Raw genomic sequence first — 14,276 nt, 5'->3', positions numbered from 1 at the left:
AATAGTACATGGAAGCTTCAAAAGTAATTCACGCTATTTATACAGATGATGACGTCTTAATGAATGCTGTCAAAAAAGTTAAGGCAGAAAAGCACCACATAGAAGAGATATATACACCTTTTCCAGTTCATGGATTAGACAAAGCTATGGGATTAGAACCAACTCGAATAGCTATTGCATCATTTATGTATGGCTGTGTTGGTTTAACAGTAGCTGTTGTCATGATGAATTTTATCATGATTCAAGATTGGCCGCAAAATATTGGTGGTAAACCGAGCTTTAGTTATATACAAAACATGCCTGCATTTGTTCCAATCATGTTTGAATTAACAGTGTTCTTTGCAGCGCATTTAATGGTTATTACATTCTATTTAAGAAGTAGAATGTGGCCATTTAAAAAAGCCGAAAACCCAGATCCGAGAACGACTGATGATCATTTTTTAATGGAAATTCCTGTTCACGGTAATGAAAATGAATTAACAAATTTATTGAAAGAAACAGGAGCGGTAGAAGTAAATTTAATTGATAAAGCGCACTAATTTATACAGATGAAAAGCTTATTTAAAATAGTAACAGTAATAATGGTATTTGCCAGCATAGTAGCTTGTAAAAAGGATACAAGGCCTAACTATCAGTTTATGCCTAACATGTATGAGCCAGTAGGTTACGAAGCATATCAGGATTCTGATGCTTTTCCTCAAGGAATGGAAGCTCAATTACCTGCAGAAGGCTCTATCCCTAGAGGAGATCATATGCCTTTTGAAATAGAGAACACAAACGATGGTTATCTATTAGCTAAAGAAACATTAATAAGTCCTTTAGACTCTATGCAAATAGATAGTGAAAAAGGCAAAGCGCTTTACGATATATATTGCGGAATTTGTCATGGTAATAAAGGAAAAGGTCAAGGAAAGCTCGTAAAGAGAGAAAAAATATTAGGTGTTCCTAGCTATGATGATGCTGGTCGTGCTATTACAGCCGGAAGTATTTATCATACCATATATTATGGAAAAAATGCAATGGGTTCTTACGCAAATCAATTAAATGAGGAAGAGCGCTGGCAAGTAGTAGAATACGTGCTGAAGTTGAAAGCTGACCTAGAAAAATAAGATAGATAAAGATTACACACAGATATGTACACATTTTCAAATAAATTAAAAACATTCTCAATAGTACTAATTATATTAGGTGTTATAGGAGTTGGTTACGGTTTTTGGGATTCTCATAAATATGAAACTGAAGAAGATGTAAAGGAATTATTAGCGAGTGAACATCATGGTCATGGCGAAGTTCATGCTACAGCTCATGCCGATGAAACACATCATGCAGACGCAGATGCGCATGGTGATGAATCACACGTTAATGGAGGCCACGAAATGAGTCATGAAGAACATGTCTTACATCAAATTCATAATAGACCGTGGGCTGCTTTATATGTTGCCGCATTCTTTTTCTTTATGATAGCTCTAGGCGCGCTGGCTTTTTATGGTATACAATGGGCAGCACAAGCAGGATGGTCACCAGTGCTATTCAGAGTTATGGAAGGGATTACATACTATGTGCTACCTGGAGGCTTAATTGTTCTAGCAATTGCATTTTTTGCAGATAGCCATTTATTTGTTTGGTTAAAAGAAGGAGTCACTCAACCTGGACATGAAAATTATGATGCATTAGTTGCAGGAAAATCTGGATGGTTAAATAAAACAGGATTTTTTATAAGAGGTTTGATCTTCTTAGGCGGTTGGAGTTTGTACAGATACTTCGCTCGTAAATTCTCTATTGCTCAAGATAATGCAGACGATAATAAAAACTTTAAAAAGACTTTTCGTATCTCTGCAGCATTTCTAGTTTTTTATATCTATACAGAATCAATGATGTCTTGGGATTGGATCATGAGTGTTGACCCTCACTGGTTCTCAACCTTATTTGGTTGGTATGTATTTGCTTCTATGTTTGTAAGCGGAATTACTGTAATCGCTATGATAACAATGTACCTTAAATCTAGAAATTATTTACCGTTTGTTAACGATAGCCACTTGCATGATTTAGCTAAATTCATGTTTGCTATTAGTATTTTCTGGACTTATTTATGGTTCTCACAGTTCATGCTAATTTGGTATTCAAATATACCAGAAGAAGTAACGTATTTTGTAACACGTTTTCAAGATTACCAGTTGCCATTCTTAGGTATGGTAGCAATGAATTTCATATTTCCATTATTGATCTTAATGAATAGCGATTACAAGCGTATTCCTTGGTTTGTTGTAATGGCTGGGATCGTTATTTTATGTGGTCACTACATAGATGTATTCAATATGATAATGCCTGCAACAGTTGGAGATCGATGGTTTATTGGTATTCCAGAAATTGGTTCAATATTATTATTTGCGGGACTATTTATACTCATTGTCTTTACGGCATTGACTAAAGTTCCATTATTAGCAAAAGGGAACCCATTTATTAAAGAGAGTGAACATTTCCATTATTAAAAACTAAATAAAGAAGAGAAACGACAATGACTGCTTTTTTAACAATTATAATAGTACTTTTCATAGCTGTTGCAATTTGGCAAATGGTAAAGATATTTGACCTTGCACAAGCAGGATCTAACGAAAGTGCTGTGGCAACAGATAAGGATAATAAGATCAATGGTTATTTAATGATGGGCTTTTTAGCATTCATCTACATTATCACCATTGTTAGTTTTTGGTACTTAGGAGACTTGCCATTAATGTCAAATTCTGCTTCTGCTCACGGACCAGAACTTGACAATTTGATGATTATTTCTATGGTTATCATTTTCATAGTACAAACATTCACTCAATTTTTACTTCATTATTTTGCTTACAAATATAAAGGTGAAAAAGGTAAGAAAGCATTATTTTATGCCGATAATAATACGCTTGAAGCTATTTGGACGTTCATTCCTGTAGTTGTATTAGCCGGATTGATTATCTATGGTTTGTTTACTTGGAATAGTATTATGAATATTGATGAAAGTGAAGATCCTTTAGTAGTTGAACTTTATGCTCAACAATTTAACTGGAAAGCACGTTACGCAGGTGAAGATAATGTATTAGGTATGGCTAATGTTAGATTAATTGATATTGATAAAGCTAATATATTAGGTCTAGATGAATCTGATCCAAATGCGCAAGATGATATCATTACTACCGAATTACACTTACCTGTTGACAGACCAGTGTTATTTAAAATGCGTTCACAAGATGTTTTACACTCTGCTTATATGCCACACTTTAGAGCGCAAATGAATTGTGTTCCAGGAATGGTAACTCAATTTGGATTTACTCCAACTGTAACTACTGCAGAAATGCGTCAGAATCCTGATATTGTTGATAAGGTTAAGCATATCAATGCACTAAGAGCAGAAAATAAAGAAGCTATAGAAGAAAGAGGTCAAGAACTAATATATGAGTTTGATTATTTGTTATTATGTAATAAGATTTGTGGAAAATCACATTATAATATGCAAATGAAAATTGTAGTAGAGACTCAAGAAGAGTATGACGCTTGGCTCAAAGAACAAAAGACGTTCGAAAATTCATTAATTAAAGAAGATTTAAAAAGTTATTAGATTATGTCAGCACACGCAGATACACACGCTCACGACGATCACGGACATCATCACCATAAAGAAACTTTTGTAACCAAGTATATCTTTAGTCAAGATCATAAGATGATCGCTAAACAATACTTAATTACAGGAACTATAATGGGTGTTATTGGTGTTCTAATGTCAATGATGTTCCGTATGCAAATTGCATGGCCAGAAGAACCAAATGTGCTTTTTGAAGCATTGTTAGGAAAATGGGCACCAGATGGTGTTATGGATGCAGATATTTATCTGGCTTTAGTTACAATACATGGTACTATCATGGTATTTTTTGTGTTAACAGCTGGATTGAGTGGTACTTTTAGTAACCTTCTTATTCCATTACAAATTGGAGCAAGAGATATGGCGTCAGGATTCTTGAATATGGTTTCTTATTGGTTGTTTTTCTTATCTAGTGTTGTGATGATCATTTCTTTATTTGTAGAAGCTGGACCTGCCGCAGCAGGTTGGACAATCTATCCACCATTAAGTGCCTTGCCAATGGCTCAAGGAGGTTCAGGTATGGGTATGACCTTGTGGTTAGTATCTATGGCTATCTTTATTGCTTCTTCATTACTTGGATCACTTAACTATATAGTTACTGTTATAAATCTACGAACTAAAGGGATGTCAATGACTAGATTGCCATTGACTATATGGGCATTCTTTGTAACTGCAATTATTGGTGTTGTTTCATTCCCAGTATTACTATCTGCTGCTCTATTATTAATTATGGATAGAAGTTTTGGTACGTCCTTCTTTTTGTCAGATATATTTATACAAGGTGAAGTATTACACTACCAAGGTGGTTCACCAGTATTGTTCGAACACTTATTTTGGTTTTTAGGACATCCAGAAGTATACATTGTAATTTTACCAGCAATGGGATTAGTATCAGAGATTATGGCGTCTAACTCACGTAAACCAATTTTCGGATATCGTGCTATGATCATGTCTATTTTAGCAATTGCATTTTTGTCTACTATAGTTTGGGGTCACCATATGTTTATCTCAGGAATGAATCCGTTCTTAGGTTCTGTATTTACATTCACAACCTTATTAATCGCTATACCATCGGCAGTAAAAGCTTTCAACTGGATTACTACCATATGGAAAGGAAATATACAAATGAATCCTGCCATGTTATTCTCTATTGGGTTTGTTTCTACATTCATCACTGGAGGTCTAACAGGTATTATTTTAGGAGACAGTGCATTAGATATTAATGTTCATGATACTTACTTCGTTGTAGCTCACTTCCATCTGGTAATGGGTATATCAGCATTGTATGGTATGTTTGCAGGTATATATCATTGGTTCCCTAAAATGTTTGGTCGTATGCTCAATAAAAATTTGGGGTATATTCATTTCTGGGTAACAGCAATTTGTGCCTATGGTGTATTCTTTCCTATGCACTTTATAGGCATGGCAGGCTTACCAAGACGTTATTATACTAATAGTAATTTCCCATTATTTGATGATCTAGCTAACGCAAATGTTGTTATTACTGTTTTTGCTTTAGTAGGTGGTGTATTCCAATTGGTTTATTTATATAATTTCTTTGTTAGTATTTTCTACGGAAAGCGTACTACACAAAACCCATGGAGGTCTACTACTTTAGAATGGACAGCTCCAATAAAGCATATCCATGGTAATTGGGAAGGTGAGATTCCTCACGTGCATAGATGGGCTTACGATTATAGTAAACCAGGACATGATGATGATTTTGTGCCTCAGCATATCCCTCTTAAAGAAGGAGAAGAAGAGTTACAACACTAAAACTCATATTTAAAAAATATTGAAAAGCCTTTCGTAGATAACGAGAGGCTTTTTTTATATTTGTGTTATATGAACGAGAACTTAGATCCAACAAACGATAATTTTTCTTCTGAAGAGTTAGACGTAGAAAAAAAATTAAGACCACTATCATTTGATGATTTTACAGGTCAGGATCAAGTTTTGGAGAACCTCCAAATATTTGTTCAAGCAGCAAACGGAAGAGATGAAGCTTTAGATCATACGCTATTTCATGGGCCACCAGGGCTAGGTAAAACTACTTTAGCTCATATTTTAGCAAGTGAACTGAGTGTAGGGATTAAAGTGACCTCAGGACCCGTTTTAGATAAGCCAGGAGATTTAGCTGGTTTATTGACCAACTTAGATGAACGTGATGTGTTATTTATTGATGAAATTCATCGTTTGAGTCCAATAGTTGAGGAATACCTTTACTCGGCTATGGAAGACTATAAAATAGACATTATGATCGAATCTGGTCCTAATGCCAGAACAGTACAAATTAACTTGAACCCTTTTACTTTAGTAGGTGCTACAACTAGGTCAGGATTATTAACGTCACCCATGCGTGCTCGTTTTGGTATTCAAAGTAGACTTCAATATTACAATACTGAATTATTGTCTACTATTGTTCAACGAAGCGCTTCAATTTTAGAGGTTCCGATCTCCATGGAAGCAGCTGTAGAAATAGCTGGGAGAAGTAGAGGAACTCCAAGAATTGCTAATGCACTTTTAAGACGTGTTAGAGATTTTGCTCAAATAAAAGGAAACGGAAATATCGATATAAAAATAGCTAAGTTTGCATTAAAAGCCCTTAATGTTGATGCACATGGATTAGATGAGATGGACAATAAAATCTTATCTACTATCATAGATAAATTTAAGGGTGGCCCTGTAGGAATTACTACACTAGCAACAGCAGTAAGTGAGAGCGCAGAAACTATTGAAGAGGTTTATGAACCCTTTTTAATACAACAAGGCTTCGTTATGCGTACACCCAGAGGTCGAGAAGTAACTGAACTAGCCTACAAACATCTAGGAAAAATTAAAGGATCAATTCAAGGCGGTCTGTTTTGATATTTATTTTATTTTTTAATGTTTTCTGGTATTTTAAAGGACATATGGAATGAACACATCGAAACAAATACCTACTGTTCCTTTAACTAGATTTTTAAAGCATTCAGCCAATATATTAAAGAACCCATTACCGTTTCACCATCAAAATTTTATAGAACAAGGCGATATTTTTAGGCTGAAGATAGGTTTCAATACAAGTGTCTTTTTTTGTAGAAATGCAGCTTTTGCTGAATATGTACTTCAGAAGAATCAAAAGAACTACGTTAAGTCTAAAATTCAAACTAAAGATTTAAGTAAATATGTGGGCAAAGGTTTGTTGACCTCTGAAGGTGAGTTTTGGCGAAAACAACGAAAGTTGATCCAGCCAGCCTTTCATAAAAAACAATTAAATAACTTGCTTCAATCTATTAAAGATGCTATCATTTCTGAGTATGAGCGTATTCAGTCAGATGAGCATATTGATATATTTCCTATTCTAAATGACTTGGCTTTTCAAACGGTTGTGAAATCATTATTCAGCAGCGCTGCTAATCAGAAAGATATTAATAGACTTCAATATATTACAGAAACAGCTCAAAAAATGTTAGTTAAAGAGTTGCGTCAACCGTATTTAGGATGGTGGTTTAATCTTAGTGGAAAAATTGAAAAACATATTGAACTTACTCGAGAGGCTAGACAAATATTAAAACAAATTGTAAGCCAAAGACGTTTGTCTGAAACGAAAGAGAACGATCTGTTAGATATGTTGCTAGAAGCACAATATGAAGATGGAAGCTTCATGAACGAAGAACAACTAATTGATGAAATATTAATATTGTTTACTGCAGGTCATGAAACAACTTCCAATGCACTTACATTTACGTTTCAGCTGTTAGCTTTACACCCAGAATGGCAAGAAAAAATTTATGATGAGATTACAAGAGTAAAAAAAAATACAGATGATTTAATGACTATCATAATGTCCTCAAAAGTATGCCAGCAAGTTATCGAAGAGTCTATGCGTTTATACCCTCCAGCGTATTTTATAGATCGTGTAAATATAGCTCCAGACGAATTTGAGTCGATGAAATTTGAATCAGGATCTAATTTGTTGTTTTCAGTTTATGAAATACATCGTCATCCAGAATTATGGGAACAACCAAACAAATTCCTGCCAGAACGATTCAGTAAAGGTAGCCGACAATTCTCATCGCAATACTTTCCGTTTGGTGCTGGTCCAAGAAAATGTATTGGAAATAATTTTGCCATGTTCGAAATGATTATTGCTGTAAATGAAATAATATCTCAGTTTAAAATTCAGGCAAACTTTAAGACCATTGATATTACACCTTTAATAACCTTGAAACCCAAAAATGCATTTTTAAATTTTACTAGTAGAGATTAGTGATTGAGAATAAATCAAGATATAGCCAATTTATAAAGTCTGAAGCCAAGCGCCTTGGCTTTCTGTCTTGCGGTATTTCAAAAGCAGAATTCTTAGAAGATGAAGCACCTCGTTTAGAGCAATGGCTTAATAAGAATAGGCATGGCGAGATGAGGTATATGGAAAATCATTTTGACAAGCGTTTAGATCCAACTAAGCTAGTTGAAGGCTCAAAAAGTGTGGTCTCATTATTGCTAAACTATTTCCCTTCAGAAGTTCAAAATAAAGCCAGTTATAAGCTATCAAAATATGCTTACGGAACCGATTATCATTTTGTGATAAAAGATAAATTGAGGGAGTTACTAAATGCAATTCAAGAACAAATTGGTGATGTGTATGGTAGAGCTTTTGTTGACTCTGCTCCAGTTTTAGATAAGGCATGGGCTGCAAAATCGGGATTAGGTTGGATAGGTAAGCATAGTAATTTACTAACGCAACAAGTAGGCTCATTTTACTTTGTAGCCGAATTGATCATTGATTTAGAATTGGAATACGATCATGCAACTACCGATCATTGTGGAACATGTACCGCATGCATAGATGCATGTCCTACAGAAGCTATTACTGAACCTTATGTGGTAGATGGTAGTAAATGTATTTCTTATTTTACAATAGAGTTGAAAGAAAATATTCCTTCAGAGTTTAAAGGTAAGTTTGATGACTGGATGTTTGGCTGTGACGTATGCCAAGATGTTTGTCCGTGGAATCGTTTTTCAAAACCACATCAAGAGCCTTTATTTAATCCTAACCCAGAGTTGTTGTCTATGTCAAAGAAAGATTGGGAAGAGGTGACTCGGGAAACATTTAATAAGGTGTTCAAAAATTCGGCAGTAAAGCGAACAAAATTTGAGGGTTTACAACGAAATATCAAGTTTTTAAAAAATGAATAATTGCCTATTTAAACGTAAACCCAGCTGCAAATTTAAAAACCCAATTATCACTGGTCTTAGGTAAATTGTGGTAACCATATCTGTAAAACGTACCCAACCCAAGACCAAAAGAGCCCATGTCAAAATAATTTAATTTGATAATATTTCTAAGTTCTAATCCGGTTTCTAAAAACACCTCATCTTTTTCCTTAAAAATAATATTTTGATGTCTAAAATTATCTGAAAGACTGCCATAACCTAAGTTATTGTGTAAAATTATATCTGGTTGAAACCGACCACTTTTAAATAAGAGACCACCAAAATCGTGTGTTGTAAATAGATTAATGTAAGAATTTGAAAGAAATTCATAGGGTTGAGAGGTTTGAAAGTGGTCATGAATTATGATTGGATAATTAACATCATACGTGCCTTCTCCAGTAAGTAACAGCCCATAAGGGATATTTGCGTCTACATGTGCAGCTTCAAGTCTATATCTTGTTTTACCTACATTAGTGATGTTAAATGTATGGTTAATACTAAACTCATATTTGTTATAAGAAAAATCACCATCAAAAACATTTTTTAACCCTTTAGAGTAAGTAAAATTAAGTACAGGAAAATCACTATAAGTCCTAAGCTTAGTGTTAAATGCGTTAACGACTTCTTCTCTTACAAAATAACTAAAGCCAGCTTTAAATTCGGTATTGTTGTATGCTGTAATTAGTTGATTGTTGTCAAAAAACTGATACTCATATTTTGGTACTATTTCTGCGGTACTCAATTCAAATGTCCAGTAAAAATTCCGAAATAGTTTTAAATTGCTTTCAAGGCTTAATGCTTTGATGTTATCCATGCGTTCAGCTAAAATATTTCTTAACGGAATTAGATTGTAATTTTTTTCCAATAGATTGGTACCAGCTTCCCTTAAATTATTTTCATAACTGAGCGTAAAAGATATATCACGTTTTCCTGGGATTTTAGCAGTTATGTGTCCGCCATACTTAGATGCTTTATCACCAAAACCATAACCAAAAAAACCACCAAAGTATAGATTTTTAAATAGGTCATCATTAGTTATGAAACCAGCACCAAGTCTTAGTTTTTCATATTTGTTATAGGCAACAATTTTGGTTAGATCTAAGTCTATATATTTAAATGGATAACGCCCAGTTGCAATACTGCTAAAGAGTTTCAATTTACCGTCAAAATTAAATTTATCACCAATGCTATCTAAAAATTTATAGGTAATATGCTCTTTGTTATTTAAACTATCCCTTCTATTAGCTGCCCAAAACTGATCAGATTTTTTTGTAGCATCTTTTGAAAAGGTAACAGACTCAAAAGAAAAATCTTTACGATTCAAAGAAGTATTAGTAGCAATGTCATCAAAGTAACTTTTACCAGTGTAGCGCATTGAAAAGTCACCATTACCAATAGTAGCCACAAAGTTGAGCTGTTGAGGAAACCAATAGGTGCTATCTACTAATGCGTATTTTTGTTGAATTTTGATTGTAGTTTTTTGTTCTAAGTAAGGTTCGGCATCTACATTTTGAATTGCATATTTATTTGAATTTACATATAATAACCCTTTAAGACCGTCAAAATTTTTTCCTTTTTTGGGTTTAAATGAAATGATAAAAACAGTATCCTTATTTTGTATAAATTCGTCTTCTAATTTGAACGCATACTTTTTGATACTACCATTGCTAATTGGGTTGAGGTATTTTATTTCAAACAAATCAATTACGTCTTTATAAAAAGAAAAAGGTTGAAAGTCTGTTGCTAGTGTGCCAAATGAAGGATCCTTGAACCCAGAGACTTTAGTTGCTAGAATAATATCTTCTTTTAGGTCGGGTTTTATATAATTACGTCTTGAAATCGTTTCATTTATAAATACGTGTTTGTCTTCAAAAAAATCATTAATAGAATCTAATTCTCCAGAGCCAATAAAATCAAAAAACACTTTGTTATAGGCTTTATAACTAAAAGAGTTAATGTTTTCAGGATTGTTAAGATCTTTATTGGCAATCACTTTTTTCATTATAGCAATTGCAGGATTGTAATCTGAATTAATAATCACTTCATCAAGTTCATCAATTTTAGATTTGAGAAGAATTGTGTTAGTTTTAAAAGATTCAACATTAACGGTTAATGTCTCATAACCAACATAACTAATAGTAACGTTTTGAGTTGAAGGTTTTATAGAAAACGTTCCGTCAATGTCAGAGATCGTTCCACTATAATTATCATTATCAAAAATAATATTGGCAAATGCAATGGGTGTTTTGGTAATTGAGTCTAAAATTTTAAAAGTTGAGGTTCTTTGTGAATACGCATTGAAAGAAATGAATGCGATAAAAAATATTAATTTTTTCATTAAAGCAGTTAAGGTTTGTTAACTTAAAAACGGAAACATCTAAAATAAAGTATTGTTTTTTAAAAGTAGGTTCTTAATCCCTTTTTTTAGCCTTTCTTTTCTTCTAAAACAGTTACATTTGTAATTCATTTATAGTTACTACAAACCTTAGTAGCATTTAGTTAATTTATGTTCTATGAGCAAACAAAGTAAACGAAGAGAAGCTTTAATATATCATGCTAAACCAAAACCTGGTAAAATTCAAGTGTTGCCAACTAAGAAATATGCAACGCAACGAGACTTATCTTTAGCATACTCTCCTGGTGTAGCCGAACCATGTTTGGAAATTGAAAGAGATAAAAACAATGCCTATAAATATACTGCGAAAGGTAATTTAGTGGCAGTTATTTCAAATGGAACTGCTGTTTTAGGATTAGGAAATATTGGCCCCGAAGCCTCTAAACCAGTGATGGAAGGTAAAGGGCTATTATTTAAAATTTTTGCTGATATAGATGTGTTCGATATTGAAGTTGACACTGAGAATATTGAAGAGTTTATACAAACGGTAAAACATATTGCACCAACATTTGGAGGAATTAACTTAGAAGATATAAAAGCTCCTGAAGCTTTTGAAATAGAAAAACGTTTAAAGGAAGAACTTGATATTCCAGTAATGCATGATGATCAACATGGTACTGCAATAATTTCTGCTGCCGCTTTAATAAATGCCTTGGAGCTTGCTGAGAAAAAAATAGAAGATGTTCAAATTGTAATTAGTGGTGCTGGAGCTGCAGCAATTTCTTGTTCTAGATTATATCAAGCTTGCGGAGCTAAACGTGAAAACATGGTAATGCTTGACAGTAAAGGTGTTATTAGGAATGACCGCGACAACCTAACTGCTCAAAAAGCCGAATTTGCTACCCATAGAAAAATGGATACTTTAGATGAAGCCATGATTAATGCCGACGTGTTTATTGGATTATCGACTTCAGATATTGTTAGCCCAGAAATGCTAAAAACTATGGCTGCAAATCCAATTGTATTTGCAATGGCCAACCCAGACCCTGAAATAAAATATCAATTAGCTATAGATACTCGCGACGATATAATTATGGCTACTGGACGTAGTGATCATCCTAATCAGGTTAATAATGTTCTTGGATTTCCGTTTATTTTTAGAGGAGCGCTAGATGTTCGTGCAACAAAGATTAATGAAGCTATGAAAATGGCAGCAGTGAGAGCATTAGCAGAACTTACCAAAGAACCTGTTCCTGAACAGGTTAACATCGCATATGGAGAGACGCGTTTAACATTTGGAAAGGATTACATCATTCCAAAACCATTCGATCCGCGTTTAATTGCTACAGTTCCTCCTGCTGTTGCTAAAGCAGCTATAGAAAGTGGAGTCGCTAAAGAACCTATTGAAGATTGGCAAAAATATGAAGAAGAGTTACTGCAACGATTAGGTTCAGACAATAAGATTGTACGATTATTACACAATCGAGCGAAACTCAATCCAAAACGTGTGGTTTTTGCTGAAGCAGATCAATTAGATGTATTGAAGGCGGCTCAAATTGCTCATGATGAAGGGATAGCAATTCCTATATTATTAGGAAGAAAAGATGCTATTCTTCAACTTATGGAAGAAATAGAATTTGAAGCAGATGTAGAAATTATTGACCCTAAATCTGATGAAGAAATAGAAAGAAAAAATAAATATGCTGAAGTCTATTGGAAAAAACGAAAACGAAATGGTGTAACTCGCTTTTCAGCTGAAAAGATCATGAGAGAGCGTAATTACTTTGCCGCAATGATGGTAAATGAAGGTGATGCAGATGCTCTGATATCAGGTTTTTCACGCAATTATCCATCAGTTGTAAAGCCCATGTTAGAACTCGTAGGCTTGGCGCCAGGCGCCACACGTGTTGCAACTACAAATGTGATGATGACACAACGTGGTCCAATGTTTTTAAGTGATACATCAATCAATATAAACCCTTCAGCTAATGACCTAACAAGAATTGCGCAAATGACAGCAAAAGTAGTTAGGATGTTTGGTATGGAACCCGTAATGGCCATGACTTCATACTCTAATTTTGGGTCTTCTAAAAATCAAACAGCAACGAAGGTTCGTGAAGCTGTTGAATATCTTCACAAGAGACATCCTAATTTATTAGTTGATGGTGAGTTACAAACAGACTTCGCTTTAAATAGCGAAATGTTACAAGATATATTCCCTTTTTCTAAGTTGGCAGGAAAAAAAGTAAACACACTTATTTTTCCAAATTTAGAATCTGCAAATATTACTTATAAACTTTTAAAGGAATTGAATAAAGCAGACTCTATTGGTCCAATAATGATGGGTATGCGAAAGCCTGTTCATATTCTTCAATTAGATGCTAGTGTTGACGAAATTGTTAACATGACAGCAATCGCTGTTATTGATGCTCAACAAAAAGAAAAGAAAGCACAACAAAAACGAGAAACATTAGAGAAATAAGCACCTTTGAAATGTAAATAATTTTATTACATTTGAGTTCTTAACTAAATCAATTAAATGATTACGCATATTCAAGGTAAATTGGTGGAAAAAAATCCAACCGATATTGTTATAGATTGCAATGGAGTTGGCTATCTGCTAAACATATCTTTACATACGTATTCACAAATTCCAGATCAAGAACACCTAAAGCTTTACACCTATTTATTAGTTCGTGAAGATGCACATACACTTTACGGGTTTTCTTCTCTTTCTGAACGAGAAATATTTAGACTTTTAATTTCTGTGAGTGGTGTAGGAGCAAGTACAGCGAGAACTATGCTGTCATCACTGTCTCCACAGCAAGTAAAAGAAGGTATTGCACATGGAGACGTGGCTTTGATACAGTCTATCAAAGGAATTGGGGCAAAAACTGCTGCCCGAGTTATATTAGATTTAAAGGATAAAGTGCTTAAAGTTTATGATATTGATGAAGTTTCTGTTAATAAAAGCAATACCAACAAAGATGAAGCGTTATCTGCTTTAGAAGTTCTTGGATTTACAAAAAAACAATCCGAACGTGTTATAGATAAATTATTATCTCAACAACCTGATGCAAATGTAGAAACCCTTATAAAGGACGCATTAAAAAATTTATAAATTTG

The 14,276-nt window shown here is 33.9% G+C and carries 11 protein-coding genes; 10 read left to right on the top strand and 1 reads right to left on the bottom strand.

The genetic code is table 11. The annotated features are described in order from the left end of the window. The first annotated feature begins 8 nt into the window (after positions 1 to 8). From Q0876_RS00195 to queG, 8 genes are all read left to right on the top strand, one after another. Complete coding sequence (locus Q0876_RS00195; RefSeq protein WP_299222822.1) at positions 9 to 539, top strand: DUF3341 domain-containing protein; 531 nt, start codon at positions 9 to 11, stop codon at positions 537 to 539. 9 nt (positions 540 to 548) lie between these two features. After that, positions 549 to 1,109 carry a cytochrome c gene (locus Q0876_RS00190; RefSeq protein ID WP_299222820.1) on the top strand — a complete coding sequence of 187 codons (561 nt, stop codon included), beginning with the start codon at positions 549 to 551 and terminating at the stop codon, positions 1,107 to 1,109. A gap of 24 nt (positions 1,110 to 1,133) precedes the next feature. Further along, positions 1,134 to 2,489 (top strand): quinol:cytochrome C oxidoreductase, encoded by a 1,356-nt coding sequence (locus tag Q0876_RS00185; protein ID WP_299222818.1) that lies wholly within the window; start codon positions 1,134 to 1,136, stop codon positions 2,487 to 2,489. 26 nt (positions 2,490 to 2,515) lie between these two features. After that, on the top strand, positions 2,516 to 3,595 hold the full coding sequence (locus Q0876_RS00180; protein ID WP_299222816.1) for a cytochrome c oxidase subunit II: 1,080 nt from the start codon (positions 2,516 to 2,518) through the stop codon (positions 3,593 to 3,595). Positions 3,596 to 3,598: 3 nt separating this feature from the next. Next, positions 3,599 to 5,392, top strand: a complete 1,794-nt coding sequence (locus Q0876_RS00175; protein WP_299222814.1) for a cbb3-type cytochrome c oxidase subunit I — start codon at positions 3,599 to 3,601, stop codon at positions 5,390 to 5,392. A 69-nt stretch (positions 5,393 to 5,461) separates the two neighbouring features. Further along, positions 5,462 to 6,484, top strand: a complete 1,023-nt coding sequence (gene ruvB, locus Q0876_RS00170) for a Holliday junction branch migration DNA helicase RuvB (RefSeq protein ID WP_299222812.1) — start codon at positions 5,462 to 5,464, stop codon at positions 6,482 to 6,484. 49 nt (positions 6,485 to 6,533) lie between these two features. Then, positions 6,534 to 7,868 (top strand): cytochrome P450, encoded by a 1,335-nt coding sequence (locus Q0876_RS00165; protein ID WP_299222810.1) that lies wholly within the window; start codon positions 6,534 to 6,536, stop codon positions 7,866 to 7,868. Between the two features lie 2 nt (positions 7,869 to 7,870). Then, entirely contained in the window at positions 7,871 to 8,797 is a 927-nt protein-coding gene (gene queG / locus Q0876_RS00160) for a tRNA epoxyqueuosine(34) reductase QueG (protein WP_299223928.1), read from the top strand. 4 nt (positions 8,798 to 8,801) lie between these two features. Here the strand turns inward: queG and Q0876_RS00155 are convergent, their stop codons facing one another. Continuing rightward, on the bottom strand, positions 8,802 to 11,153 hold the full coding sequence (locus tag Q0876_RS00155) for a DUF5686 family protein (protein WP_299222808.1): 2,352 nt from the start codon (positions 11,151 to 11,153) through the stop codon (positions 8,802 to 8,804). Between the two features lie 175 nt (positions 11,154 to 11,328). Between Q0876_RS00155 and Q0876_RS00150 the strand changes: the two genes are divergently transcribed. Both Q0876_RS00150 and ruvA read left to right on the top strand, forming a co-directional pair. Next, a complete protein-coding gene (locus Q0876_RS00150) occupies positions 11,329 to 13,632 on the top strand; it encodes an NADP-dependent malic enzyme (RefSeq protein WP_299222806.1) in 2,304 nt (767 codons plus the stop codon). A 57-nt stretch (positions 13,633 to 13,689) separates the two neighbouring features. After that, positions 13,690 to 14,271 (top strand): Holliday junction branch migration protein RuvA, encoded by a 582-nt coding sequence (gene ruvA / locus Q0876_RS00145; protein WP_299222804.1) that lies wholly within the window; start codon positions 13,690 to 13,692, stop codon positions 14,269 to 14,271. Positions 14,272 to 14,276 lie beyond the last annotated feature (5 nt).

It is taken from the genome of uncultured Psychroserpens sp. (assembly GCF_947503375.1).
GTDB lineage: Bacteria > Bacteroidota > Bacteroidia > Flavobacteriales > Flavobacteriaceae > Psychroserpens.
This window is presented reverse-complemented; position numbering and strand designations above follow the sequence as displayed.

Bases quoted from the DNA above. Each gene is read 5' to 3' on its own strand.
- Q0876_RS00195 (WP_299222822.1), top strand. From the start codon at position 9: ATGGAAGCTTCAAAAGTAATTCACGCTATTTATACAGATGATGACGTC.
- Q0876_RS00190 (WP_299222820.1), top strand. From the start codon at position 549: ATGAAAAGCTTATTTAAAATAGTAACAGTAATAATGGTATTTGCCAGC.
- Q0876_RS00185 (WP_299222818.1), top strand. From the start codon at position 1,134: ATGTACACATTTTCAAATAAATTAAAAACATTCTCAATAGTACTAATT.
- Q0876_RS00180 (WP_299222816.1), top strand. From the start codon at position 2,516: ATGACTGCTTTTTTAACAATTATAATAGTACTTTTCATAGCTGTTGCA.
- Q0876_RS00175 (WP_299222814.1), top strand. From the start codon at position 3,599: ATGTCAGCACACGCAGATACACACGCTCACGACGATCACGGACATCAT.
- ruvB (WP_299222812.1), top strand. From the start codon at position 5,462: ATGAACGAGAACTTAGATCCAACAAACGATAATTTTTCTTCTGAAGAG.
- Q0876_RS00165 (WP_299222810.1), top strand. From the start codon at position 6,534: ATGAACACATCGAAACAAATACCTACTGTTCCTTTAACTAGATTTTTA.
- Q0876_RS00155 (WP_299222808.1), bottom strand. From the start codon at position 11,153: ATGAAAAAATTAATATTTTTTATCGCATTCATTTCTTTCAATGCGTAT.
- Q0876_RS00150 (WP_299222806.1), top strand. From the start codon at position 11,329: ATGAGCAAACAAAGTAAACGAAGAGAAGCTTTAATATATCATGCTAAA.
- ruvA (WP_299222804.1), top strand. From the start codon at position 13,690: ATGATTACGCATATTCAAGGTAAATTGGTGGAAAAAAATCCAACCGAT.